Genomic DNA, 22,761 nt, shown 5'->3' with positions numbered 1-22,761 from the left:
GCGGGGCCCGAGTGGTGCCGCCCTCAGTCGCAAAGCAGCCCTACCATCGGAATCGCCGGGGTTCGTCCCGCGATCAGGTCGGCCGTGATTCGAGCCGATCCGTGTGACATCGTCCAGCCGATATGACCGTGGCCGGTGTTTAGATAGAGATTGCGGTACTTCTTGCGCCCAAAAAACGGCAGGTTCGTTGGCGTCATCGGCCTCAGCCCGGCCCACATTTCGGCGCGATCGTAGTTGGCGCCGGCCGGGTAGAGGTCCTGCGTCACGCTCTTCATGAAGGCAAAATCAGAAGGCTTGTGGCTCATGTCGTAGCCAGCAAACTCCGCTGTTGCCGTGACCCGGAGCCGATCGCCGAAGCGCGAGATTGCGACCAGGTTGTGCTCGTCCACCGCTGCAACGGCGGGTGGCATGGGCCGCCCATCGATCGGAATCGTCAGCGAGTATCCCTTGATCGGATAGATCGCAAGATCGATGCCGATCTGTCGGGCGAGAACCGGACTATAGGGGCCGAGGGCGAGCACATACGCGTCGCCTTTGACAAGGCCTCGGCTCGTTCTCGTGCCTGCTATGTCCTGCCCGGCGGTTTCGAAGCCGTCGATCGTCGCATCCGTCAGAAGCGTACCGCCACGCGCGACGACCTTTTCCGCAAGGGCGCGGGTGAACTTCGCAGGGTCTCCGGTCTCATCGGTCGGGCAGTGAATGGCGCCCGCTATCCGGTCTATTGCCGAAGCCAGCGACGGGTCGAGCGCGACCACCTCATCGGGGCTGAGGACCCTGATGACTTGCCCGTCGGATTCCAGCAGTTTCATATGTTCGATTCCGCGGTCCTGCGCCTCCTGAGTCCGATGGAGATAGAGAATTCCGCGCTCGTTTCGATCGTATTCGATGGCCTCTTCAGCGACTACATCCTGTAGCACTCGCTGAGAATACGCGGCAAGCCGATGCTTGAGCAGGGTATTGCGGCGTGCCTTCTCCGATGTGCATTCCATCAGGAAACGCCACGACCAGCTGTAAAGCCTCGGGTCCGCCGAGAACTTGAAGCGCAACGCCTGATCTTTCAGCACCAGCGATTTGAGCAGAATCATTGGCGCTCTGGGCGAGGACCAGACAAAGGAATGCCCGGGCGCGATCATGCCCGCATTACCCCAACTGGTTTCCGCGGCGACTAAAGGCTGCCGCTCGACGATCACGACCTCATGGCCATCTTTCTGCAACTGGTACGCGGTCGTCACACCGACCACCCCGCCGCCGAGCACGATAATTTTCATAATGTCCTGAGATACAAGGGGGCTGCGGCAGTCTCACTTCCATTGCGGCTGATTCAGCACCATTCCGTGCTGCCCCTTGTAGGCAGCCACAGCCGGCGGCGTCCAGCCGTCCAGCATCTGTGGCGCGAGTTGCCAGACCTCGATGCCGAGCGGCCGGCACACTTCCAGCGGGTCGCGCGCGTCGGGCCCCCACATCGGCACCGACAGATCGCCGCCCGGACAGGTCGACAGTGCGCACAGCAAGTCGATCTCCGCGAAGAATTCGAGGTAATCGCCTTTCTTTGCCGGACACGCCTTCATGAAGTATTTGTCGTCGAGATTCAGACCGGTGCACTGGAACACGTTGAGCACGTCGTGGACGTCGTACTCGGTCAAGCCATACGGGGCGATGGCGCGCGTCAGATTGGAGTGGCAGTGGAAATGAAAATCCTCGCCGGTCAGCATGCGGTTCACGTAGGGGTCACAGCGCGTGCCGAGCAGATCGTGGACACGGCCGCCGTGCTCGTCGACGCCGTAGCCGGCGAGACTGTCATCGGTGATGGTCACCATCGGACGCAGGAATGGCAGCGTCGACCACAGACGGTCGAACGTGCTCACGTGCGCCTGCTGCAACTGGCGCGTGCGCGACGCCCACATGCGCTCGCGCGGGTTGTGCCGGTTCCATATGTTCAGGTCGGCAACCTGCGGGCCTTCGATCGTGACGATCCGAAACACGTGCCCGGCCGGCACGGTCCACGCTCGCCCCGAACGGATCGGCACGACGATCGATTCGACCAGCGTGCGGGTGTCGTGCTGTGAGGCGATGCGCTGATAGAAGGTCTTGTCGACGTCGAGCGCCGAGCCTTTGGTGGACTGATAGGCAGCAGGGTAATTCAGCATCATGCGTTCTCCCTCGAACTCAGGCCTGAGCCTGTATTAGGATTGCTCGCGCGGCTCGGTTGGCGGGTTACTCTGCCGACATGGCACTGCCCCCCAGATAGGCAGCGCGGACGCGGCTGTCCTGAGCCAGCTCGCGGGCGGACCCCGCGAGCGCAATGCGCCCACTTTCCAGCACGTAAGCCCGATGCGCGATTCGCAGCGCCTGGCGGGCGTTCTGCTCGACCAGAAGTATCGACGTGCCTTCGCGGCAGATGTCGGCGACCATCCCAAAGATCGCGCGCACCAGCTTCGGCGCCAGTCCCATCGACGGTTCGTCCAGCACCACGATACGCGGGCGCAGCATCATTGCCCGGGCAATCGCCAGCATCTGCTGTTCGCCGCCACTAAGCGTGCCCGCCAGCTGGCTGCGGCGCTCGCCGAGCCGGGGGAAAGTCGCATACAGCTGATCCCTTCGCTGTTGCAATGCCGTACTGTCGCGCCGGATCAGATAGCCGCCGAGATGCAGGTTTTCCTCCACCGTCAGCGCCCCGAAAATGCGCCGCCCCTCGGGCACATGACCCAAGCCCAGTGCCACGATCTGGTGTGCGCGCAATCCCATCAGGCGCTGGCCATCCATCGCAATGTTGCCCGCGCGCGGCCGGATCAATCCGGAAATCGCCCGCAGTGTGGTGGTTTTTCCCGCGCCGTTGCTGCCGAGCAACGCGACGACCTCGCCCTGTGCGACGTCCAGCGAGATGCCGTGCAGCACTTCGACGGTGCCATAGCTGACGCGCAGATCGCGGATTTCTAGGAGTCCCACAGCGATTTCTCCCCGGCGGCATCGTCGCTCGCCTCGTCCTTTTCGGCTGTGCCGAGATAGGCATCGATCACACGCGGGTCCGCCTGGATCGCGGCGGGCGGGCCCTCGGCGATGATGACGCCGTGATCCATCACGATGATCCGGTCCGACACGCCCATCACCAGCATCATGTCGTGCTCGATCAACAGCACCGTCACGCCATGATCCCGGATTCGCCGGATCAGTTCCATCAGCGCGCGTTTCTCTGTGGGGTTCATGCCCGCTGCGGGCTCGTCGAGCAGCAGCAGGCGCGGGCTGCTGGCGAGCGCACGGGCGATCTCCAGTCTGCGTTGGTCGCCGTAGGGCAGATCGGCGGCGCGCTCGCCCGACCTGCCGGCAAGACCGACGAAGGCGAGCCAGCGCAGGCCCTCGGTGGAATGGTCCGCGGCCTCGGCGCGCGCGGACGGCAACGCCAGAAGCTCGGCGGCGAGCGGTGTCCGAAGCCGATGATCCATGCCGGTCAGCACGTTTTCGAAGGCCGTCATGTGGCCGAACAGGCGGATGCCCTGGAAGGTGCGCGCCATGCCTTGATGGACGATGCGATGGGGCGCGCCGCCGGCAAGCCGTTCTCCGCACCAGACGATCTGGCCGCCAGTCGGGCGGATCACGCCGGTCAGGCAGTTGAACACGGTCGTCTTGCCGGCGCCGTTCGGACCGATCAGGCTCACGATCTCGCCGCTCTTCACCGTGAAGCTGACCCCGCCGACCGCCAGCACGCCGCCGAAGCGGCGCTGCATGTCGCGCACCTCCAGCAAGGTCTCATCGGTGACGGCGTGGCTGGGCACGGGAGCCCGATCGGCGTCAGCGCCCTTGCGCGCCGGCGCGACGCGGCGCAACGGCGCTGGCCACAAGCCCTGCGGCCTTAGCAGCATCAGGACCACGAGCCCGATCGCGAAAGCGAAGATGCGCCACAGGTTGAGAAACCGCAGTATTTCCGGCAAGCCGGCGACGATGATGGCGCCGAGGATCACGCCCGGAATGCTGCCGCGGCCGCCGAGCACGACGACGATCAGGATCGTGACCGATTGCAGATACGTGAAGCCGGTCGGATCGATGGTGCCGAAGCGGGCGGCGAACAGGCTGCCGCCCAGCCCGCCGATCAACGCGCCCATCACATAGGCGAGCAGCTTGACGCGCAGCGTCGGCACGCCGACGGCCTCGGCAGCCGCCTCGTCCTCGCGGATGCTGGTCCAGGCGCGGCCCAGCCGCGAGCGGCCGAGCCGGATCGCGAACACGAGCACCACCACGAGGAACGCCATGCCCAGTTCGTAGAGCGCTTGCGGCGAACTGATCTCTAAGCCGAACAGGCTCGGGCTCGCGATGCCGAAGATGCCGTTCGGGCCACCCGTGATGTCGAGATTGGTGGCGACGATACGCGTGATTTCGCCGAACCCCAGCGTGACGATCGCCAGATAGTCGCTGCGCAGGCGCAGGGTGGGGTAGCCGATCACGATGCCCGATACCGCGGTGAACGCCAGACTGAACGGCAGCGTTTCCCAGAACGAGAAGTGCAGCAGGGTTTCCAGCAACGCCGTCGTGTACGCGCCGATCGCGAAGAAGGCCGCGTAGCCCAGATCGAGCAATCCGGCATAACCGACCACGATGTTCAGCCCAAGACCCAGGATCGAATAGGTGACGATGGTCAGGCCGACATCGACGACATAGTTGCTGGCGACAGCGGGCAGCGCCACGGCGGCGGCCAGCAGCGCAGCGCCGACAGGCCTGGCCCAGCGCGCGGAAGCCTGACGGGCGCTCATGGACTACATTCTCTCGACGACGCGTTCGCCGAACAGCCCGGTCGGCTTGATCACGAGCACGGCGATCAGCACGCCGAAGACGAACACGTCGGTCCATTGCGAAGAGACATAGCCCGCGCCGAACGCTTCGAGCAGGCCGATCAGGATGCCGCCCGCCATCGCGCCCGGGATGTTGCCGATGCCGCCGAGGACCGCGGCGGTGAACGCGCGCAGGCCCAGCACGAAACCCATGAAGAAATTGATCTGGGTGTAGTAAAGCCCTTCCATCACGCCCGCCACGGCGGCCAGCACCGACCCCAGCAGAAAGGTGAGCTGGATCAGGCGTTCGACGTCGATGCCCATCAGACGCGCGGCGTCCTGATCGATGGCCAGCGCGCGCATCGCGGTCCCGAGGAACGTGTGATGAACGAAGAAATACAGTGCCAGCATCAGGGCCAGGCTCGCGACGATGATGCCGATCTGCGCGAAGGTGATCTGCACCCCGTGGAGCTCGAACCCCGCCTGGCTCAACACATGCGGATAGGTGCGAAAGCCCGCACCGTAGATCAGCAGCACCCCATTTTGCAGCGCCAGCGAGACGCCCAGCGCGGTGATCAGAATCGACAGCCGCGGCGCGCGCAGCAACGGCTGATACGCAAGCCGCTCGATCAGCAGGCCGAGCGCGCCTGTGACCGTCATGGCGGCCGCCAGAGCGATCAGCAGTGCGAGGGCGAGCGGCAGATGCGCGGACGCCAGCATCATCAGGCCGGTCCAGCCGATGAACGCGCCGACCATGAACAGGTCGCCATGAGCGAAGTTGATCAGCCGGATGATCCCGTAGACCATTGTGTAGCCGAGGGCGACGAGCGCGTAGAACGAGCCGGTCGTCAGCCCTTCGATGACGAACTGGAAGAAGTCGCTCATGACGGCGTGGGGTGCGCGAGCGCGCCTACTTCATCGCCACCCAATGTCCGCTCGCATCCTGCCTCTGGTAGGGCTCGAACTTGTCGTCGTGCACGACGATGGTGATGTACACGGCTTTGCTGCGGTCTCCCTTCGGATTGAAGTCAATCGTTCCGGTCGCGCCCGGGTAGTTCTGGATCTTGTGCAGAGCAGCGGTGATCGCGGCAGGCTGTGCCGACTTCGCGTCCGCGATGGCTTTCGCCGTGACCCCGACCGCATCGTATTCATAGACCGAGTACGGTCCCGGCCCTTGCCCGTACGCCTTCGTATAGTCATCGACGTAGGCGTGCGCGCCGCTCAGGAACTGTGCGAGCGGGGCGGTCGTGATGATCATGCCGTCGGCGGCGGGACCGGCCGTCTTCATCAGGGTCGGGTCATTGGTGGCGTCGCCGCCCATGAAGGTCATTTTCAAACCCAGTTGCCGCGCCTCCTTGACGATCAGGCCGGCTTCGGAGAAATAGCCCGTGTAGTAGATCACGTCAGGCTTGAGCGAGGAGACCCGTGTTAGCGTCGGTGAGTAGTCCATCTGACCGGGCGTGATCGAATTGGCGTACACCACATCGACGCCGTCCTTCTTGAGCGCTTGCACGGTGTTCTGGGCGAGGCCTTTGGAATAGGTCGTGTTGTCGTCGATCACCGCCACGTGCTTCGCGTGCAGCACGTCTTTCATGAAACTTGCCGCGAACGGACCCTGCTGGTCGTCACGGCCGATCGTGCGGAACACGTTGTCGTACCCCATCTCGGTCAACTGCGGATTGGTCGACGCATCCAGCACGTAGGGAATCCCGGCGCGATGAAAGGTCGTCGATTCCGGCAGCGCCGCGCTGGAGCAATAGCCGCCCGCTACCGCGACAACGCCCGCATCGACGAGTTTCTGTGCCGCCTGCACCGCGGTCTGCGCATCGCAGGCGTCGTCCTCGGGCACCAGCTCGATCTGCTTGCCGAGCACGCCGCCGGCCGCGTTGATCTTGGCGGCGGCGAGCTTCGCGCCATTGACGATATCCGTGCCGGCATTGGCACTGCTACCCGACAGCGGAACCGGCACGCCGATCTTGATGGTGGCGCCCTGGCTCAGCGCCGAACCGGGAACCATGCCCGCAAGCAGGGCCACGGCGGCCGCGATGCCCGCGACAGTCGTTCGCCGCGAGCCGCGCTCTGCACCGGACCAGCCAATCGTCTGAGCAAACATGTTAGCGACTCCTTTTGTGAGAGGGATTGGACGATCCGCCACACGGGCATACCGGTGACATCGGAAAGCGGACGGAAATGAGGTGATTGCGAGTGATTCAGTGATTCATACCCACCAGGTCAACAGCGTGACGGCTGGCTTTCACCGGAGCGCGGACACAAAAAGCGCTGCTTTTATGATAGGAGCCGGGGTGCGTTGAGACGGTATAGGGTATTTGCGTATAAACCGTTACACAAAGGCGCCTTCGATCCTCTACCTTTAAGAGGCAGTGACGGCAGAGACTCGCGAAGCCGAACGCGACAAGACAGGACGACTCCGAAATGAGTGCGATTGCACAGCATGACGACGTGTACACGAGGCTCGATTTCACGCTGGACGACGGCATCTGCCGTCGGGCCGCGATTGGGCTCGTGGTGCTCGCGACCGATCATACGATTGAGCATGAGTGGCGGGGCTTGATGACGCAGGAGGGCGTGGCGTTCTACGAAAGCCGTGTGTATAACTCGGCGGACATCACGCCTGAACGGCTCGCGGAAATGGAGGACCGTATCGCACCGGCGGTCGCGCTGATCCGTCCGGCCGAGCGTATCGACGTGGTGGCGTTTGGCTGCACGTCCGCGTCGATGGTGATCGGGGAAGAAAAGGTGTTCGCGCGGATTCGCGAAGCGCGTGCGGACGCGGCGTGCACCACGCCGATCACCGCGGCGCTGGCGGCGCTTCGTGCGCTAGGCGTCCAGCGTACGGCCTTGCTCACGCCCTATGTGCGTTCGATCAACGAATACATGCGCGACTATATCGAGTCGCGTGGTCACCGCATTTCGCGCATGGCGTCGTTCGAGCATGCGAACGATAACGAAGTGGCGCGGATCGATGCATTGTCGTTGCGAACTGGCGTCGAGCGACTTGCGCGCAATCGTGACGTGGACGCAATTTTCGTATCGTGCACGAGCTTGCGCATTGCCGGGTTGATTCCGGAGCTGGAAGCCGCGATCGGCAAGCCGGTGATCTCGAGCAACTACGCGATGGCGTGGCACGCATTGCGGCTCGCCGGCGTAGGGGACTCCGAGCCTCATCTTGGGCGGCTGTTTGCGCTGTGACGTTGTAACTTGAACCGCAACGCAGCGGCACGCGAGCACAGCCCCTTTCGATAGTTCCACAGGACAGGAGGATTACCATGCCCGCTCATTCGCCCGATTTGCACGATCGTGTCGCCCTCGTGACCGGCGGATCGCGAGGAATCGGCCGCGCCGTTTCCCTTTCGCTTGCATCGGCTGGCGCAGCGGTGGCGGTCAACTATCGGCAACGCGGGAACGAGGCTGCTCAGATCGTCGGGCAAATCGAAACTGCGGGAGGTCGTGCAATCGCGGTGCAAGCCGACGTATCGGTCGCGTCCGACGTCAAGGCAATGATCGATGAGGTGGAAAACCGCCTTGGCGTCGTCGGTGTTCTCGTCAACAACGCGGGCACCGGAACGATCGTCGATATTGATAGGCTCACGGAAGCCGAATTCGATCGAACGCTTGCGGTCAATCTGAAATCGGCGTTTCTGTGCACGCAGGCGGTGCTGCCCGGAATGCGAGCACAGCGCTGGGGTCGCATCGTCAACCTGTCGTCGGCCGCTGCCCGCGGCGCTGGGCTGGTGGGTGTGCACTACAACGCCTCGAAAGCTGGCCTCGAAGGGTTGACACGCGGTTATGCGGCGCGGCTGGCCCGCGAAGGCATCACCGTAAACGCCGTGGCCCCGGGACCGATCGACACGGAAATGGCCGCGCCGCTGAAGGCCGCCAACGTCGCGGAACGGCTTCCCGTTGGACGCCTCGGTGAAGTCGACGAGGTCGCCCAGGTCGTGCTAATGGTGGTCGGCAACGGCTTCGTTACCGGCCAGACGATCCCCGTCAATGGCGGCGTGAGCTTCATATGAGCCTCGGGCGGCATCAGCGCCAACGTTTCGCCGATGCCATTCGACTCACGCTTCATCTGACGGTGCGCTGACGTTCACCGCCCCGTCATTTTCCGGAGGATTTTCTGCACGATGCGCTCATGCTGCTCCAGCGCCTCATTGAGCGTACGTGCTCCGTAGCTCCTGTTGTCTTGCGTCTGCATTCCGGCGACGCGCGTGACGAACAGCAAAACCTCCGCGGTTTTCGGATTGGACACACCACGGAAGCGGGTCGTGACCGTCACACCGTAGTCGTCCAGCAGTGTGCGGCGAAAGATCAGTTCGTTTTCCGTCATCCAGCGCGACCACGCGTCGTGGTCGAAGACCTCGACTGGCCGGTTCTTCGCATCGAGAACATAGATGCGTTCCGAGCTGGACGGGACCGGTGGCGTCTTCATATTTCAATGCGAAGGCGTGAGCAGGAAGTCCGTCGCCTCCCGCCACCAGGTTTGGTCGACGTGGCCAATCCAGTCGTTATGGTCAGCCGCCTTCACCATCATCAGTTTTCTCGGTGCGGACAGCGAGTTGTAAAGCGCCTCGCCGAAGCGCGCAGGGACGATGCTGTCGCGTTCGGCAACCATGACGAGAATCGGGCGATCGAACGACGCCAGGTGGGTCACGCTGTCGTATCGGTCGCGCAGCAGCCACCTCACGGGCAGCCACGGAAAGTGATGAGCGGCGACGTGCTCGAGCCGATCCCAAGGCGTGATCAGCATCATGCCCGCGATCCTGTCGCGTTCGCGCGAGCCGGCCGCAGCCGCCACGCCGGCCCCAAGCGATTCGCCGATCAGCACGAGGGGCGCTCCATAGAGGCGATATGCGAGCGCGATGGTTTGTTGCGCATCGTCGACCAGACTCGCTTCGCCTAACGCACCGGTGCGCGGCCCGTAGCCTGGATATTCGGCGAGAATCACGCGCAGCCCGAGCCGGGTGAGCGCTGCGGCATAGAACGAGCGGTGGCCGGCATGCCCGGCATTGCCATGAAAGACGATGACCGTGGCGCGCGCGGAACCGTCCGGCTCCGCCACGAGGCCCCGGTACGCCTCAGGTGTCGGCCAGGCGCGCAGTCCGCCGGAGGTGATCTCCTCGATCGTGACCTTCTGAGGGAAGTAGAGCAAACGATCCTGCAAGATGGCGACTCCGGCTAACACGATCAGGTACGTGACGGCGAGGCCGATCATCATTCGGGTGAATTTCATCGTCTTGCGCTCGACCCACCGAACTTTTCGATAGCACGCACCCAGTTTAGCGCGCAGTCGCCCCGGCAACGGATCAGGGTTGGCGTTTGCCCCGGCCACCAGCGGGCTTGCCAGCCGGCTTGCTGGCGGGTTGGCTGCGTGGCTTTTGCACGCTCGATGAATTACCGCTGGACGAGCGTGCGCCTTTGCCCACGGCCGCAGCGCGCTGCGCCGCAGGCTTGCGTTGGTTTTCGCCACTTTGCCGGCGCGGTTTTTTGCCGAGCGGCTGCATGGCGCCCGGTGCGGCTTGCGGCACCTTGGGCGTCTTGGGCTTTTTGGGCTTCTTGATGATCTGGCCCGTCGCGCTGGTTTGCGGCACGCGGTGTTCGGCTTCGAAACCCGGCTCTTCTTTACGGGGCAGCGTTTGCCGGATCAGCGCTTCAATCGCGGCCAGTTGCGGCGCTTCATCGGCACACACGAGAGACACCGCCACGCCGCTGGCGCCCGCGCGGCCAGTCCGGCCAATACGGTGCACGTAGTCTTGCGCCACGATCGGCAGATCAACGTTGATCACCAGCGGCAGGTCGTCGATATCCAGCCCGCGAGCGGCCACATCGGTGGCTACCAGCATTTGTACTTCGCCTGCCTTGAAGCGCTCCAGCGCACGCAGGCGCGCGGGCTGCGGTTTGTCGCCGTGGATGGTGTCGACCGCATAGCCCGCTTCATCCAGCATCGCCGCCAGGTAATCGACGCCATTGCGGGTTTTGACGAACACCAGCGCATGCTGCCAACGGTTCTCAGCCACGAGGTGCAAGAAGAGGTCAGGCTTGTTCTTTTTATCCACTGGCACCACCCACTGCTTGATCCTGCTGGCGGTGGCATTGGGCGGGCTGACGCTGATATTGACCGGGGCGCGCAGAATATTCGCCGCCATCGCGCGGATATCATCGGTAAACGTGGCGGAGAACAGCAGAGTCTGGCGCTGAGCGGGCAAGGCGGCAAACACGGCGTTGAGTTCGCGCGCAAAGCCCAGATCCAGCATGCGATCGGCTTCATCCAGCACCAGCGTTTGTACCTGATCGAACTGCACTGCGTTCTGGCGATTGAGATCCAGCAGACGGCCCGGCGTGGCAACGAGCACATCCACGCCTTTGCGCAATTTCATCATCTGCGGGTTGATGCTCACACCGCCGTAGGCGGCCAGAAATCGTAAGTCGAGGCCTTTGCCGTAAGCGATGAAGCTTTGCAGCACCTGTTCAGCCAGTTCACGCGTGGGCACCAGCACCAGAACACGGGCGCGATTGCTGGACACCGCCCGGCCGCATTGCACCAGCCGTTGCAATAGCGGCAGCGCAAAGCCCGCGGTTTTGCCCGTGCCGGTCTGTGCCCCAGCCATCACGTCCTTGCCACCGAGCACGGCGGGAATCGCCTTGGCCTGCACCGGCGTAGGAGTCTGGTAATTGAGGCCCTGCACGTTAAGCAGCAAGGGATCGATCAGGCCAAGCGAGGCAAAGGACATTGACGTATTCCGGGCTAAAACCGCAATTCTAGCGGCTGCCCGACGGCCTCAAAGGTATGCCGTCAAAGGTGCGGCAAATCGTCGATGCATTTTTCGACATGATCGCCCGGGACATCCGTGTCGATCCCGGCGGGTCCGTCGGTGTGAGAGACAGATACGATTTTTGGCCCGAGATACCGTGTGCCGCCAAGTGTAAAAAGGGACCAAACGACATCTCCCCGGCGGATCGCGGCGACGACTTCGACCACCTCCACGATCGCAGGGGGGGACAGCCATTCACGCGTCGACGGATCGACGGGAGCCCAACGCACGTGGGTGAACCTGTCGTTCGCCGGGTTGATGCGAACGGCGTCGATAGCAAAGGTTGTCACATTCACCTCCATCGTCCTGACAAAGGGATGTATGCATTATGCGCCGCTTATTTTGCTAGGGATCAGCGGGACCGGAACAGCGTAGACCTGGATAGTGAATGAAGCCTAAGCGGAGTGCTCGTCGCACCACTGCATCGCCCAACGCTGCGCCGCCTCCATCGCATCCACGTCGGAGGGGTAATCGCCGAGGTCGCCCGAATACTTTACCTCGACGGCCTCGCCACTCGCCGACGCGCGCCGGTAGATCTTTGCGCGAGCGTAGTAGCGGCCGCCTTCATCGAGAGGTGACGCGTCGATGTGGAACTGCTGGTAGTCGAAATGCATGGCTGTCTCCAAACGATTGCCCTGATCGTCGTCGCGTAGGGCGAGCTGGACCGCGTTGTCGCCGCCAAGGTCGCTCCATCATTCTGCGAAGACGACATGTACATCGTAGGCAGCAAAAGCAAAGCTCGCTGAACGGCGAGAGCAGGGCCTTTTTGACGACGATGCGCTTAGCGGAGGCTGCACCGCACGGGTAAAATCTGCGCGAAAACCTTTGCCACCGACGCGCCTTCGCACCGACCACGCGCACCGGCCAACTACAACCAACCATGAATCCCGGCATCGTCTACGCCTTTTCCGCCTTCGTCATCTGGGGGCTCTTTCCCGTCTACTTCAAGACGCTCCACCAGATTCCCGCGCTCGAGATGCTCGCCCACCGGATGGCGTGGTCGCTCGTGTTCATCCTTGCGGTGCTCGTCGCGCGACACCACTGGGCGTGGCTGCGGCCCGCGCTGCGCGACAGGCGCCTGATCGGCCGCTTCTCCGCGAGTGCCGCGCTGCTTTCGGCCAACTGGGGCATCTACATCTGGGCCGTCAACGCGGGCCACATCGTCGAGGCGAGCCTCGGCTACTTCATCAATCCGCTGATCAACGTGTTGTTCGGCTTCGTCTTCCTGCATGAGCGGATGCGCTCGCTCCAATGGTGCGCGGTGGCGCTTGCGGCGCTCGGCGTGGCCTGGCTCACCTGGCAGAACGGCGCGCCGCCGTGGATCAGCCTCGCGCTCGCGCTGACGTTCGGCGGCTATGGCCTGTTGCGCAAGACCGCAAAGCTCGGCGCGCTCGAAGGCCTCGCACTCGAAACGGTGCTGCTCTTTCCCGTGGCGATCGTCTATCTGATGGTGATCGGCATGGCCGGCGCGAGCCATTTCACGCATGCGTCGCTCGGGCTGCAACTGCTGCTGGCCGCCGCCGGACCTATCACGGCGGTGCCGCTGCTGCTCTTCGCGGCTGCGGCGCGACGCATCCCGCTCTCGATGCTCGGCTTGATCCAGTACGTGACGCCCACGCTTCAGCTGCTCGCTGGCGTGCTGATCTACGGCGAGCCGTTCGGGTCCGTGCGCGCGATCGGCTACGGCGCAATCTGGGCAGCCCTCGCGCTCTACTCGTTCGAAGGGTTGCGTGGCACGCTGGCCGCTGCGCGGCAGGCGCGCACGGCGGCTTGAAGAGGTGAGGGCAGGTGGGTAGCGGCCGAGCTACGTCGAAACGCGGGCGATCCTCTTCAACCTTCGGCACTCGCACCGGTCAACGCGCGAACCCGGCTTTCATCGGCGGCCAGGTCGCGTGAACGGCCGGCATAGACGATACCGCCGTCGTCGAGCACGTAAGCATGATCGGCAATCGCGAGCCCCATGTGCGCGTTCTGCTCGACGAGCAGGACCGAGATCCCTTCGTCGCGCATCTGCGACACGACGCGAAACACCTCGCGCACGATCAGAGGCGCCAGGCCCTGGGAGGGTTCATCGAGAATCAGCAGCCGGGGATTGAGCAGCAGCGCGCGGGAAATCGACAGCATCTCCTGTTCGCCACCGGAAAGCTGACGTCCGCGGCTTTCCTTGCGTTCGGCAAGCCGTGGAAACAGCTCGTATATGCGCGCAATCGTCCAGGGACCGCTGCGCGCAAGCGGTACACGGAGATTTTCTTCGACACTGAGATTGGCGAAGATTCTTCGTCCTTCGGGGACATAGCCCACGCCGTTCGCGGCGATCCGGAACGTCGGCCAGCGTGTCGTGTCCGCGCCGAAGATCGTCACGCGCCCCCGGCGTGCGGGTGTCAGACCCATCAGGGTCCGCAGCGTCGTGGTCTTCCCTGCGCCGTTGCGGCCAAGCAATGCCGTGATCCGACCTTCCTCGACCGCGAGGCTCACGCCGTGCAGGATGTGGCTCTTGCCGTAGTAGGTATGAAGTTCCTCGGCGGTGAGCGCGATGTTCATGCCACGTCACCCAGATACGCCACCTGCACGACCTCGTTCGCCGCGATTTCCGCCGGCGCGCCCTCGGCGAGCAGCGAGCCCCGGTCGAGCACCGTGATCCGGTCGGCAAGATGGAACACCACGCGCATGTCGTGCTCGATCAGCACGATCGTGAATTTGCCGCCGCTGCGCAGACGGCGAATCAGCTGGGTAATTTCGTAGGTCTCTTCGCCGCCCATGCCTGCGGTGGGTTCGTCGAGCAGCAGCAGGCGAGGGCGCAGCGCCAGCGCCATGGCGATTTCAGCAACGCGCTGGTCGCCGTGCGCGAGCTCGCCGGTCAGCCGGCCGCTTTTTGCCGCTAGCCCGGTGAGTTCCAGTGCTTCTTCGACACACTCGCGCACTCGGGTTCTTTCGGCGCGGCCGACCCACGGCCGCAAGCGGAATCCAGCCGCAACCTCCGCGCTGATGAGCACGTTTTCGAACACCGTGAGTGCGGGAAAGATCTCGGTAATCTGGAACGTGCGGGCGATGCCGCACGCGACGCGTCGATACGCCGGGACGGCCGTGATGTCCTGTCCGTCGAACACGATCGTTCCCGTGGTCGGCCGGAAGAAACCGCTGATGAGATTGAAGAAAGTAGTCTTGCCGGCGCCGTTCGGTCCGATGATGGCACGCAGCTCGCCTGCTTCGACCGCGAGCGAGACGTCGCGTACCGCAGCGAGGCTGCCGAAGCTCTTGCTCACGTGCGTGACTTCCAGAACGCTCATGATTCGCTCCTGCGGCGCAGAACGCCGAGCAGACCCCGAGGGAAGAACAGCACGATCGCGATGAACAGCATGCCGACGAACGACATCCAGTTGACGGTGATACTCGACAGGTAGTCCTGCAGCACGACGAATACCGCGGCGCCGAGAAGCGGTCCCCACAGGCTGCGCATGCCGCCCATCACCGCCATCATGACGAAGTCGCCGGACTGGCTGAAATGCAGCCCGCGCGGGTCGGCGAAGTTGTTCAGAAGTGCATAGAGCGCACCGGCGAACCCCATGAAAAAGCAGGAGAGAGTGAAAGCGATCCAGATATGGCGATCGGCGGGAATGCCGAGAAAGCGCGCGCGCCGTTCGTTTTCGCGGATTGCGATCATCGTGCGCCCGAATGGGGAACGCAGGATGAAGCCCATCAGACCGACCGCCAGCGCGAGGCAAAACAGCACGAAGTAATAGAACGCATCGGCATTCGAGAGGATGTCGATGGTCGTGATGCCAAGGTGAAGCGGCATGCGCGAAAATCCGCGCAGACCGTCGTCGCCGCCTGTCAACGAACTCCATTGGAACGCGATGTAGTAGAAGACCTGTCCGAAGGCGATGGTGACCATCGCGAAATAGACACCGCGCCGCCTCGCGCAGAGCGCACCGAGCAGCGCGCCGGCGATCCCGCCGAGCAGCGTTCCGCACAGAAGAGCGAACGGCGTGCTCGGTGCAACGAATTTCAGCGCGAGGCCTGCGCCATACGCACCCAACCCGAAATACGCGGCGTGACCAAACGACAGCACGCCGGTGAAGCCGAGCAGAAAATTCACCGACATCGCGGCGAGACCCAGCACGAGCACCCGTGTGCCAAGCGCGGTGTAGCCTCCGAGCGGCGGCATCCAGTACGGGGCGAGCAGCAACACGGCCCAGATCGCCGCAAGCGTGATCAGTCTGCGGTGCCTCGCCTGTCGCGCTGCGCTCATGTCAGCATGCCCTCCTCGCCGAGCAGGCCGCGGGGGCGCAGCAGCAGCACGACGGCCATCAGCACGTAGATGATCGCTTCGCTTGCCGCGGGCACAAACACCGCCGTGATGCCGGAGGCGACGCCGATCAGCAGGCCGCCGAGCAGCGTGCCCGTGAGGCTGCCAACGCCGCCGACGATGATTGCAATGAAGCTCGGCATCAGGAGCCCGGTTCCCATCGTCGGCTCGAGGCCAAGCTGGCCGGCGGCGAGCACTCCGCTCAGACCGGCGAGAAAGGCGCCGACGGCGAAATTGAACGAACGCAGCCTGCCCACGTTGATGCCGAGCGCTGCCACGGTTTCGAGGTCGAGGGTACCGGCGCGGATACGGATGCCGAGTCGGCTATAGCGTAGCAGGACGAAAAGCAGCGCTACCGTCGCCGCCACCGTGACGACCATGAAGAGGCGATAGCCGGTGATGAAGAACAACGTGTTGCTCAAAGGCTGGGACAGCACCGACGGAATGGTCACCGGTTTGCCTTGCGCGCCCCAGATGAAGCGGGTGCCGTCCTCGAAGATGAAGGCAAGGCCGAACGTCAGGAGCAGGCTGTAGAGCGGGTCGCGCCCATAGACTCGCCGGATCAGCACCCGTTCGATGGCGAGGCCGATCAGCGCGATGCACGGCGGCGCGATCAGCAGCGCGCCCCAGAAGCCGACGTAGGGCGTGATCGTATAGGCAACGTAGCCGCCAGCAACGAGGAAGCCGCCGTGAGCGAAGTTGATGACGTTGCTCAGGTTGAGAATGAGCGATAACCCGAGCGCCATCAGCACGTAAAACGCGCCGATGATCAGACCGTTGGTGACGTTGAACAGCAGCAGTTCAGTCATCGCCCACCATTCTTGTTATGGCGCCCGGGGCGCCCGTGCTTCGCTTCCGCTTGCGCAATGAGAACCGCGCCCGGCGATCCCGCCGCGCGGTTGAGTATCAGGAGGGCCACTGCAGCTTGCAGCCCGTTTCACTCTCGGGAGGTGCGGTCTTGTCACCCGCGATCACGCGTTCCACGCGGAACAGGTCTTCCGGGTCGCCGCCCGGCTGGGATAGCGCTTCGCCCACGAACGACGACGTCATCAGCTGGTGATCTCCCTTGCGGTAGTAGCACTTGTTCGGCTGCAACTTGACGTCGTCCGCCAATTCGAAGCCGCCGAGCGCTTCGGCGAGCTTTCTGGCGTCGAGCGTCTTTTCCTTGTTGGCGATGGCGGCCAGGGTATGCACCGATGTATAGCCGAACCAGTGACGCGCGGTGGGAACCTTACCGCCGTTCACCTTGCGGATGTCGGCCACGAACTTCTCGACTCCCGGCACCCCCGGCTGCTTCCAGTACCACTCGAACATCCAGATGCCGACACGCGCGTCCGGCGGCATCGCCTCGAGCGATTCGAGCTCCTGCTGCAGCCCGGCAACGTGGATATTCTTGCTGATGCCGAACTGAGCGATCTGCTTCAGGCAGTTGACCATGTCGGAGCCTTGCGGGAGCACGAGCAGCACGTCGGGATTCGCCGCGCGCGCCTTGATCAGATAGGCGGAGAAGTCGGTCGTGCCGAGCGGGGTGAGCTCGTTGCCGGTCATCGTGCCACCGAGCTTCTGCAGATCGGCGGCCGCGGCCTTCTGCAGCGTGTGGCCGAACGCGTAGTCCGGTGTGATGAAATGCCACTTCTTGCCGTACTTGGTGAACAGCAGGTTCGCGACGGCGTTCGCCTCCATGCTGGTTGTGTTGCAAACGCGATAAACGTTCCATTTGCAGTCGACGCCCGTGATCGTATCGGTGTGGCCGCCCGAAACGATATGCAGCACCTTCTTCTCATTGCTGACCTGAGAAATGGCCTGGGCGATACCGGAGTTCACGTCGCCGATGAGGAACGTGACCTGATCGCGTTCGATCAGCTTGCGCGCCTTCTGCACGCCGGTGCCGACGTCGTTTGCCGAATCTTCGACCATGAGCTCCAAGGGTCGTCCCAGAATGCCGCCTTGGGCATTGATCTGCTGAACGGCAAGCCGTGCGCCCGTCACTTCATTCTGTGCTACTGCAGCATAAACGCCCGTCAGCGGATCGACCATGCCGATTCGCAACGGAGCTTCGCCGCGCGCCTTGATGATGAAGGGCGGCGCCAATTGCAGTGCGGCTGTTGCGGCAGTTGCTTTGAGTATGGTGCGCCGACTGAAAGCGGGGACACGACCTGGTGTTTTCATAGGGTTCTCCCTCACCGTGATGTCGAATCTTTAGAACCGCCGAATGGTGTGTCCGCGCGTGCGAAACGCGCGCCATTCGATCTTGAACGCGTTCAACGGAATCCACAAGACTCCGTTTTCCCGCTGTCGGATGCGCGAGCGCGCCTGTGTGTGGGTAGCCGTATAACTTCTGTCTGGAAGCCAATCTTCTGCAATTCGCAGACGCGATGCGAGCGATAAAGTTGGCGGGCGTGTGCCGCGCAGTCGACAGACAAGGCGCAGCAAACTAACTTCTCGAGAAGTCGTAGTCTCGTTCAACAAGGCAAATTCGGGTTTTGTAGGATTCGTACCATTTTTCCCGGCCGGCCTGTTGTGCTACCAGATGCATTGAATCACGTTTCCAGGCGGCGATGGATTCGAGGCTATCCCAATAGGAAACCGTAATTCCAAGTTCCTCCCGCGCAGACTCGACGCCCAGGAATCCGGGCTGTTTTGCGGCCGCTTCGACCATTGCATCGGCCATGTCTCCGTATCCGTTGTCCCCGGGGGTTCGGATGGACGTGAAGATCACCGCGTAATAGGGAGTGGCTCTGGTGTTCGCTATAGACATTGTTACCTTCCTTCGGTCTTTTGCTATTGATGGTTTTGAAGTGCACATTGTCGGCGATCCGTGTCACGTCGTCGAGCCGCGTGTCTGGAACCGGGTTAGCGAGCTATCTTCCGTGCAATATACTTCCGTATAGCCAGGAGAGTCGCCCTCGAAGCCAGGGCGGATAGCGCTCTTCCGGTAACGAAGTGCTAATAGGGGCAATTAAATGCGAAACTGGCTCCTGATTCCGACAAAAGAACAATGGAATAAATGGTCTTTGCCCAGCAAGCTCACTTGTGCTGGGACTTACGTCGGAATTCTGAGTCTTCTTTTGACAGTTCTGTTCTTTCTTTGGCCGCTGATCTTTGCGTCCGATCCGACAGAAAAACGGTTGGACGGTGCGTTGCTTGCCGCAATCGAAGATGCCAAATCCATCAGGAGTCAGATTTCGTCACTCAAACAAATGGGGGAATTGAAATCGAAGGGTAACGATATTGCCGTTCCTTCATCCAAAGACGGCCCAGTGATAGTCGAGTCTTCCGCAATGAAGCAACTGATGGATGACGGCGATTTTTACCGACGATTGTCACCGCTTCTTCGCGAAAGACTGCCGAAGTTCATCCAAATAAGAAATGCTCTGCTGAATGGGCTTGGCCGGGCGCAACCAGATATTACGCAGCCCGGGACGCTCCGTCTTTTGGATATCGAGCTCGAAACCGAAACTGATTGTCTCATTCTCGAACGTCAGCTTCGTTCAGGCGAGATGACGAAGGATCTGCACGACGAATTATTTAATGCGGCGCTTGAACTTCAGGTGTTAAGAATGCGTCCTCCAGCACCAGGCGACCGCGGTAACCTCCCTGGCCACACGCCTGGCCCATCGGCAGAGGGCCAGGTAAAAGATCCGCCGGGGCAGTGAATCATGCTGCTTTAACCGCCGACTTAATAGTTATTGCGTAAGTGATCCAGCAAACCCAGACTGTTCAGGGCGCCATTTCGCTGGCTAAATCGTGGCGATGGAGATTCCAGGGCAACAACGCTTCGACGGCCTCGACGGACTGGGCCGCCGGCAACTCGCGCAACACCCGTCGCAGCCAGGTATACGGCTCGAGGCCGTTGGCGCGTGCCGTTTCGATGAGCGAGTAGATGACGGCACTCGCGTGAGCGCCCGCGGGCGTGTCACAGAACAACCATCGCCGGCGACCGACACAGAAGGGGCGCAGGGAGTTCTCGCAGCGGTTGTTGTCGATGGGCAGATCGCCGCGCTCGGTGTATCGCACCAGCCGCGACCAGTATTTGTGCAGGTAGGCCAACGCTTCGCCCAGCGCCGTTTTCGGCGGCACGGTCGGCAACGTCGCGTCGAGCCAGGCCCTGAGTTCAGCCAGGATCGGCACGCTGCGCGTCTGACGCGCGACGAGTCGCGCGTCATCCTTCGCCTGCTTGCATTCGCGCTCGATCCCGTACAACCGACCGATCAGCTCGATTGCCTCATCAGCCCGGCCGCGCTTGCCTTTGGTCTGAACGCGCGTCGCCTCGACGAAGCGCCGGCGTGCGTGGGCCAGACATGCCAGGTGCTCGATGCCTGCGGTCTTTGCCAGCGCGTTGTAGCCGTCGTAGCCGTCGGTCATCAGATAGCCCAGATAGCCTTCGAGCAGTCGCACGGGCACCGCGCCGCTGCGGCTCGGGTCGTAGTCGAACACCACCACCGGTCGTTCAGGCGGGCCACCGGTCTGCACCCACATATAACTTTGCGAGGTCGGCGACCTGTCGTGCTCCTTGAGCACCTGCACCACGGTCTCATCCATGTGCAGGACCGAACCGTTGAACAGTTCGTCGCGCATCAGGTTATGCAGCGGCTGCAGCACGCCGGCCGCGCCGATCACCCAGCGCGCCAGTGTCTGACGCGGCACCGCGACGCCGGCGCGCTCGAGCACGTATTCGAAGCGCGCCAGCGACAGGCCATCGGCGAACTTGACTGTGAGCAGCATCGCCAGCAGGTCCGGACTGGCGTTGCTCCTGGGCAGCGGCTGCGCGGGCAACGCAGCGACCACCGGCGCATGCGCGCTGCCCGGGCAGCCGTAGCGCTTGCGGATATGGCGCAGCACACGCACCTGCATCGGCACGATGTCGAGCTGCTCGCTGATGTCCTCACCGATCTCCACCATCGGTGTGCCGCACGGACACACGCGCTGATCTTCCGGCACGTCATGCACGATGTCCACGCGCGGCAACCCGGGCGGCAGTGGTGCGCGCTTGCCACGCGCAGGCTTGTCCGCGCTCTTCTTGCCAGCATCGGCGGCAGCGTCACCTGGCGATGCAATGGGCGCCTGGTCCTGCCCGGATGTGCTCGCGGCCGCCAGCACCTCTGCTTCGTCGAACAGGTGCGCCTGGCCCGAGGACTGTTCAGAACTCGCGCCGAAGTGCCGCTGGCGCAGCAGCACGAACTGCTCGTACAGGTGGTCGATGTGGCGCATCGCGTGTTCGTGGGCCTGCTCGAGCGCCTGCTGAACGCTGTGATCGATCGCCTGCTGATGCGCTGCCTGCTGGGCATGCAGCAACGCCTTCAATGCCTCCACATCGTCAGGCAACTGCGCTGGCAGCGGCGGCAGCGGCGCTACCTTGACTTCAGGTAACGCAAGCTTGTGTCGGATCGAAGGTGTCTTCCTGGCAGCAGGCATGCCACCATGTTAACACCATAATTGATTAGGATACCGATTTAAAATGCAGCGTTTTATGCGGTCCGTTGCTCCACAGATCGAAGCCCTCCAGCAGCCACTGCAACTCCTGCATCGTCACGCTCTGCGTGGCCCCGCTACCCTCGCGTGGCCAGGCGAACTTCTCCTTCTCCGCGCGCTTGTACCACAGGCAGAACCCGTTGCGATGCCAGTACAGCGCCTTGAGCTTGTCCTTCTGGCGGTTGATGAACACGTACAACGCGCTGCCGAACGGGTTCAGCTCCAGTTCCTGCTCGACCAGCGCGCTCAGGCCATCGATCGACTTGCGGAAATCCACCGGATGACGGCACAGGTACACCTGGGTAGGGGTGCAGCCCGGGTGCATCAGCGTTCCCCGTGCATGGCGCGCCCGAGCGCGGCCAGCCACTCAGGGGCGGGTAGCGCCGGTAACTCTATGCGTACGCCCGGACCGAGCACCAGCGTGCAACTGCCGGGCCGCTGCTGCGCGAGAACCGGCTCACTGACTGTCAATGCCACGAACGCGCTGCTTCGCTCAGGTGGGCCGGATGTCTGCGTCGCAGCCGCCTTTATCTTGTGCCGCCAGTAATACAGGCTATGCAGAGCCAGTCCGTGGCGCTTCGCATACTCCGCCGTCGCCACCGACTCCTGCTCCATCGCCGCAACGTGGGGCGCCCAGAATTCCAGACCCGATTGCATGTTTGCTCCGTCTCAGAAAGCACTGGACGAATCCTGCGACTGCGTCGATCGACCGACAAGATTGGGTTTGATGGATCACTTACGTTATTGCAAGACGCGTCGCTCACGACCGCTGAGGTGCGAACGGCCAAGGAGTGCCGACCGACCAGGGCAACGTCTGAACGTCAGCAATGACCTGACTGTGCCTGGCCGGCCGCAGCACTACGACGACTACCCGTCATTTCCCAGCATGGTTCGACGACATGCCGGTGCACCGCAATGACACGCGTACTGGGCGCGAACCTCGTCGGTGACCGCACCGTCCACTGACAGACCGTAGTTGATGAAAAGCTCCTCTCCGGGGGCGATCGTGGCGAGCGCATGAATGAACACCCGGTCGCCCGTTTCGATGGCCTCGCAGTTGGGGGCGCACGCATGGTTCAGATACCGCGCGCTGTTGCCGCCTCGGCTGCCGTCGATCACGCGTCCATCGGACAGACCGAACACGAACGTGTGGCCAGCGTCGGCTCGCTGACGCGCGGCGGCGCGCCGCCAGCTGGTCAGTTCCCCCTTGTACTCGATGACCCTTTCGCCCGCGGCGATCGGCTGCAGCGCGAACAGTCCCATGCCATGCACGGGTGAGCGTCGTGCGGTGATGCGTCGCAATCGCATGTTGTCGTTTCCTTCGCGACCCTCGGTCGTTGCATGTGGTTTAGCGGCGTTGCGAAGCATATCGCCACGCACTCATGCGCTCAAT

The 22,761-nt window shown here is 63.0% G+C and carries 25 protein-coding genes; 4 read left to right on the top strand and 21 right to left on the bottom strand.

Features of this window, described 5'->3' with window-relative positions; translation table 11 throughout:
* Window positions 1–23: 23 nt before the first annotated feature.
* The 6 genes from QFZ91_RS04785 to QFZ91_RS04760 form a co-directional block, all read right to left on the bottom strand.
* The gene (locus QFZ91_RS04785) at window positions 24–1,268 is read right to left on the bottom strand and encodes a D-amino acid dehydrogenase (protein ID WP_429566409.1); all 1,245 of its coding nucleotides are present in this window, start codon (window positions 1,266–1,268) and stop codon (window positions 24–26) included.
* A gap of 33 nt (window positions 1,269–1,301) precedes the next feature.
* Window positions 1,302–2,147, bottom strand: coding sequence for an urea carboxylase-associated family protein (locus QFZ91_RS04780; RefSeq protein ID WP_176366625.1), 846 nt, complete (start codon window positions 2,145–2,147; stop codon window positions 1,302–1,304).
* Between the two features lie 67 nt (window positions 2,148–2,214).
* Entirely contained in the window at window positions 2,215–2,946 is a 732-nt protein-coding gene (locus QFZ91_RS04775) for an ABC transporter ATP-binding protein (protein WP_429566408.1), read from the bottom strand.
* Window positions 2,934–4,742, bottom strand: a complete 1,809-nt coding sequence (locus tag QFZ91_RS04770; protein ID WP_429566407.1) for an ABC transporter permease subunit — start codon at window positions 4,740–4,742, stop codon at window positions 2,934–2,936. The genes QFZ91_RS04775 and QFZ91_RS04770 overlap by 13 nt, the downstream gene beginning before the upstream one ends.
* A 3-nt stretch (window positions 4,743–4,745) precedes the next feature.
* A complete protein-coding gene (locus QFZ91_RS04765; RefSeq protein WP_429566406.1) occupies window positions 4,746–5,645 on the bottom strand; it encodes a branched-chain amino acid ABC transporter permease in 900 nt (299 codons plus the stop codon).
* 25 nt (window positions 5,646–5,670) lie between these two features.
* Window positions 5,671–6,873 carry a branched-chain amino acid ABC transporter substrate-binding protein gene (locus tag QFZ91_RS04760; RefSeq protein WP_176121983.1) on the bottom strand — a complete coding sequence of 401 codons (1,203 nt, stop codon included), beginning with the start codon at window positions 6,871–6,873 and terminating at the stop codon, window positions 5,671–5,673.
* A 320-nt stretch (window positions 6,874–7,193) separates the two neighbouring features.
* On the opposite strand from QFZ91_RS04760, the gene QFZ91_RS04755 reads away from it, so the two are divergent.
* Window positions 7,194–7,970, top strand: coding sequence for a maleate cis-trans isomerase family protein (locus QFZ91_RS04755; protein WP_429566405.1), 777 nt, complete (start codon window positions 7,194–7,196; stop codon window positions 7,968–7,970).
* A 77-nt stretch (window positions 7,971–8,047) separates the two neighbouring features.
* Window positions 8,048–8,794 (top strand): SDR family NAD(P)-dependent oxidoreductase, encoded by a 747-nt coding sequence (locus QFZ91_RS04750; RefSeq protein ID WP_429566404.1) that lies wholly within the window; start codon window positions 8,048–8,050, stop codon window positions 8,792–8,794.
* Window positions 8,795–8,868: 74 nt separating this feature from the next.
* On the opposite strand, the gene QFZ91_RS04745 is transcribed toward QFZ91_RS04750, so the two are convergent.
* The 5 genes from QFZ91_RS04745 to QFZ91_RS04725 all read right to left on the bottom strand — a co-directional run bounded on the left by QFZ91_RS04745 (window position 8,869) and on the right by QFZ91_RS04725 (window position 12,204).
* Window positions 8,869–9,210, bottom strand: a complete 342-nt coding sequence (locus QFZ91_RS04745; protein WP_429501806.1) for a hypothetical protein — start codon at window positions 9,208–9,210, stop codon at window positions 8,869–8,871.
* A gap of 3 nt (window positions 9,211–9,213) precedes the next feature.
* Window positions 9,214–10,011, bottom strand: coding sequence for an alpha/beta hydrolase (locus tag QFZ91_RS04740; protein ID WP_429566656.1), 798 nt, complete (start codon window positions 10,009–10,011; stop codon window positions 9,214–9,216).
* 73 nt (window positions 10,012–10,084) lie between these two features.
* On the bottom strand, window positions 10,085–11,509 hold the full coding sequence (locus tag QFZ91_RS04735) for a DEAD/DEAH box helicase (RefSeq protein ID WP_429566403.1): 1,425 nt from the start codon (window positions 11,507–11,509) through the stop codon (window positions 10,085–10,087).
* A gap of 62 nt (window positions 11,510–11,571) precedes the next feature.
* Window positions 11,572–11,880, bottom strand: a complete 309-nt coding sequence (locus QFZ91_RS04730) for a hypothetical protein (protein ID WP_176378587.1) — start codon at window positions 11,878–11,880, stop codon at window positions 11,572–11,574.
* Window positions 11,881–11,985: 105 nt separating this feature from the next.
* Window positions 11,986–12,204: a hypothetical protein gene (locus QFZ91_RS04725; RefSeq protein ID WP_176378235.1), complete on the bottom strand. Its 219-nt coding sequence runs from the start codon at window positions 12,202–12,204 to the stop codon at window positions 11,986–11,988.
* Window positions 12,205–12,470: 266 nt separating this feature from the next.
* Here QFZ91_RS04725 and rarD point away from each other — a divergent pair, with 266 nt between their 5' ends.
* Entirely contained in the window at window positions 12,471–13,364 is an 894-nt protein-coding gene (gene rarD, locus QFZ91_RS04720; RefSeq protein ID WP_429566402.1) for an EamA family transporter RarD, read from the top strand.
* A gap of 56 nt (window positions 13,365–13,420) precedes the next feature.
* On the opposite strand, the gene QFZ91_RS04715 is transcribed toward rarD, so the two are convergent.
* The 6 genes from QFZ91_RS04715 to QFZ91_RS04690 form a co-directional block, all read right to left on the bottom strand.
* Window positions 13,421–14,131 carry an ABC transporter ATP-binding protein gene (locus tag QFZ91_RS04715; protein ID WP_429566401.1) on the bottom strand — a complete coding sequence of 237 codons (711 nt, stop codon included), beginning with the start codon at window positions 14,129–14,131 and terminating at the stop codon, window positions 13,421–13,423.
* Window positions 14,128–14,877: an ABC transporter ATP-binding protein gene (locus QFZ91_RS04710; protein WP_368592027.1), complete on the bottom strand. Its 750-nt coding sequence runs from the start codon at window positions 14,875–14,877 to the stop codon at window positions 14,128–14,130. The genes QFZ91_RS04715 and QFZ91_RS04710 overlap by 4 nt, the downstream gene beginning before the upstream one ends.
* Entirely contained in the window at window positions 14,874–15,839 is a 966-nt protein-coding gene (locus QFZ91_RS04705; RefSeq protein WP_176121989.1) for a branched-chain amino acid ABC transporter permease, read from the bottom strand. The genes QFZ91_RS04710 and QFZ91_RS04705 overlap by 4 nt, the downstream gene beginning before the upstream one ends.
* Window positions 15,836–16,705 carry a branched-chain amino acid ABC transporter permease gene (locus QFZ91_RS04700; protein ID WP_176378230.1) on the bottom strand — a complete coding sequence of 290 codons (870 nt, stop codon included), beginning with the start codon at window positions 16,703–16,705 and terminating at the stop codon, window positions 15,836–15,838. The genes QFZ91_RS04705 and QFZ91_RS04700 overlap by 4 nt, the downstream gene beginning before the upstream one ends.
* A 97-nt stretch (window positions 16,706–16,802) precedes the next feature.
* Window positions 16,803–18,065, bottom strand: a complete 1,263-nt coding sequence (locus QFZ91_RS04695; RefSeq protein ID WP_429566400.1) for an ABC transporter substrate-binding protein — start codon at window positions 18,063–18,065, stop codon at window positions 16,803–16,805.
* 265 nt (window positions 18,066–18,330) lie between these two features.
* Window positions 18,331–18,654, bottom strand: coding sequence for an antibiotic biosynthesis monooxygenase family protein (locus tag QFZ91_RS04690; RefSeq protein WP_176378228.1), 324 nt, complete (start codon window positions 18,652–18,654; stop codon window positions 18,331–18,333).
* Window positions 18,655–18,859: 205 nt separating this feature from the next.
* On the opposite strand from QFZ91_RS04690, the gene QFZ91_RS04685 reads away from it, so the two are divergent.
* Window positions 18,860–19,552, top strand: a complete 693-nt coding sequence (locus tag QFZ91_RS04685) for a hypothetical protein (protein WP_429566399.1) — start codon at window positions 18,860–18,862, stop codon at window positions 19,550–19,552.
* 64 nt (window positions 19,553–19,616) lie between these two features.
* Here QFZ91_RS04685 and tnpC read toward each other — a convergent pair whose 3' ends face one another.
* The 4 genes from tnpC to QFZ91_RS04665 form a co-directional block, all read right to left on the bottom strand.
* A complete protein-coding gene (tnpC, locus tag QFZ91_RS04680; RefSeq protein ID WP_429566655.1) occupies window positions 19,617–21,242 on the bottom strand; it encodes an IS66 family transposase in 1,626 nt (541 codons plus the stop codon).
* A 94-nt stretch (window positions 21,243–21,336) separates the two neighbouring features.
* On the bottom strand, window positions 21,337–21,693 hold the full coding sequence (tnpB, locus tag QFZ91_RS04675) for an IS66 family insertion sequence element accessory protein TnpB (RefSeq protein WP_429566398.1): 357 nt from the start codon (window positions 21,691–21,693) through the stop codon (window positions 21,337–21,339).
* On the bottom strand, window positions 21,693–22,025 hold the full coding sequence (tnpA, locus tag QFZ91_RS04670) for an IS66 family insertion sequence element accessory protein TnpA (RefSeq protein ID WP_429566397.1): 333 nt from the start codon (window positions 22,023–22,025) through the stop codon (window positions 21,693–21,695). The genes tnpB and tnpA overlap by 1 nt, the downstream gene beginning before the upstream one ends.
* Window positions 22,026–22,235: 210 nt before the next feature.
* A complete protein-coding gene (locus tag QFZ91_RS04665) occupies window positions 22,236–22,676 on the bottom strand; it encodes an SET domain-containing protein (RefSeq protein ID WP_176378226.1) in 441 nt (146 codons plus the stop codon).
* Window positions 22,677–22,761 lie beyond the last annotated feature (85 nt).

The sequence above is a fragment of the Paraburkholderia sp. JPY419 genome (assembly GCF_050435705.1).
GTDB classification, from domain to species: domain Bacteria; phylum Pseudomonadota; class Gammaproteobacteria; order Burkholderiales; family Burkholderiaceae; genus Paraburkholderia; species Paraburkholderia youngii.
This window is presented reverse-complemented; position numbering and strand designations above follow the sequence as displayed.

Bases quoted from the DNA above. Each gene is read 5' to 3' on its own strand.
- QFZ91_RS04785 (WP_429566409.1), bottom strand. From the start codon at position 1,268: ATGAAAATTATCGTGCTCGGCGGCGGGGTGGTCGGTGTGACGACCGCG.
- QFZ91_RS04780 (WP_176366625.1), bottom strand. From the start codon at position 2,147: ATGCTGAATTACCCTGCTGCCTATCAGTCCACCAAAGGCTCGGCGCTC.
- QFZ91_RS04770 (WP_429566407.1), bottom strand. From the start codon at position 4,742: ATGAGCGCCCGTCAGGCTTCCGCGCGCTGGGCCAGGCCTGTCGGCGCT.
- QFZ91_RS04765 (WP_429566406.1), bottom strand. From the start codon at position 5,645: ATGAGCGACTTCTTCCAGTTCGTCATCGAAGGGCTGACGACCGGCTCG.
- QFZ91_RS04760 (WP_176121983.1), bottom strand. From the start codon at position 6,873: ATGTTTGCTCAGACGATTGGCTGGTCCGGTGCAGAGCGCGGCTCGCGG.
- QFZ91_RS04755 (WP_429566405.1), top strand. From the start codon at position 7,194: ATGAGTGCGATTGCACAGCATGACGACGTGTACACGAGGCTCGATTTC.
- QFZ91_RS04750 (WP_429566404.1), top strand. From the start codon at position 8,048: ATGCCCGCTCATTCGCCCGATTTGCACGATCGTGTCGCCCTCGTGACC.
- QFZ91_RS04745 (WP_429501806.1), bottom strand. From the start codon at position 9,210: ATGAAGACGCCACCGGTCCCGTCCAGCTCGGAACGCATCTATGTTCTC.
- QFZ91_RS04740 (WP_429566656.1), bottom strand. From the start codon at position 10,011: ATGAAATTCACCCGAATGATGATCGGCCTCGCCGTCACGTACCTGATC.
- QFZ91_RS04735 (WP_429566403.1), bottom strand. From the start codon at position 11,509: ATGTCCTTTGCCTCGCTTGGCCTGATCGATCCCTTGCTGCTTAACGTG.
- QFZ91_RS04725 (WP_176378235.1), bottom strand. From the start codon at position 12,204: ATGCATTTCGACTACCAGCAGTTCCACATCGACGCGTCACCTCTCGAT.
- rarD (WP_429566402.1), top strand. From the start codon at position 12,471: ATGAATCCCGGCATCGTCTACGCCTTTTCCGCCTTCGTCATCTGGGGG.
- QFZ91_RS04715 (WP_429566401.1), bottom strand. From the start codon at position 14,131: ATGAACATCGCGCTCACCGCCGAGGAACTTCATACCTACTACGGCAAG.
- QFZ91_RS04710 (WP_368592027.1), bottom strand. From the start codon at position 14,877: ATGAGCGTTCTGGAAGTCACGCACGTGAGCAAGAGCTTCGGCAGCCTC.
- QFZ91_RS04705 (WP_176121989.1), bottom strand. From the start codon at position 15,839: ATGAGCGCAGCGCGACAGGCGAGGCACCGCAGACTGATCACGCTTGCG.
- QFZ91_RS04700 (WP_176378230.1), bottom strand. From the start codon at position 16,705: ATGACTGAACTGCTGCTGTTCAACGTCACCAACGGTCTGATCATCGGC.
- QFZ91_RS04695 (WP_429566400.1), bottom strand. From the start codon at position 18,065: ATGAAAACACCAGGTCGTGTCCCCGCTTTCAGTCGGCGCACCATACTC.
- QFZ91_RS04690 (WP_176378228.1), bottom strand. From the start codon at position 18,654: ATGTCTATAGCGAACACCAGAGCCACTCCCTATTACGCGGTGATCTTC.
- QFZ91_RS04685 (WP_429566399.1), top strand. From the start codon at position 18,860: ATGCGAAACTGGCTCCTGATTCCGACAAAAGAACAATGGAATAAATGG.
- tnpB (WP_429566398.1), bottom strand. From the start codon at position 21,693: ATGCACCCGGGCTGCACCCCTACCCAGGTGTACCTGTGCCGTCATCCG.
- tnpA (WP_429566397.1), bottom strand. From the start codon at position 22,025: ATGCAATCGGGTCTGGAATTCTGGGCGCCCCACGTTGCGGCGATGGAG.
- QFZ91_RS04665 (WP_176378226.1), bottom strand. From the start codon at position 22,676: ATGCGATTGCGACGCATCACCGCACGACGCTCACCCGTGCATGGCATG.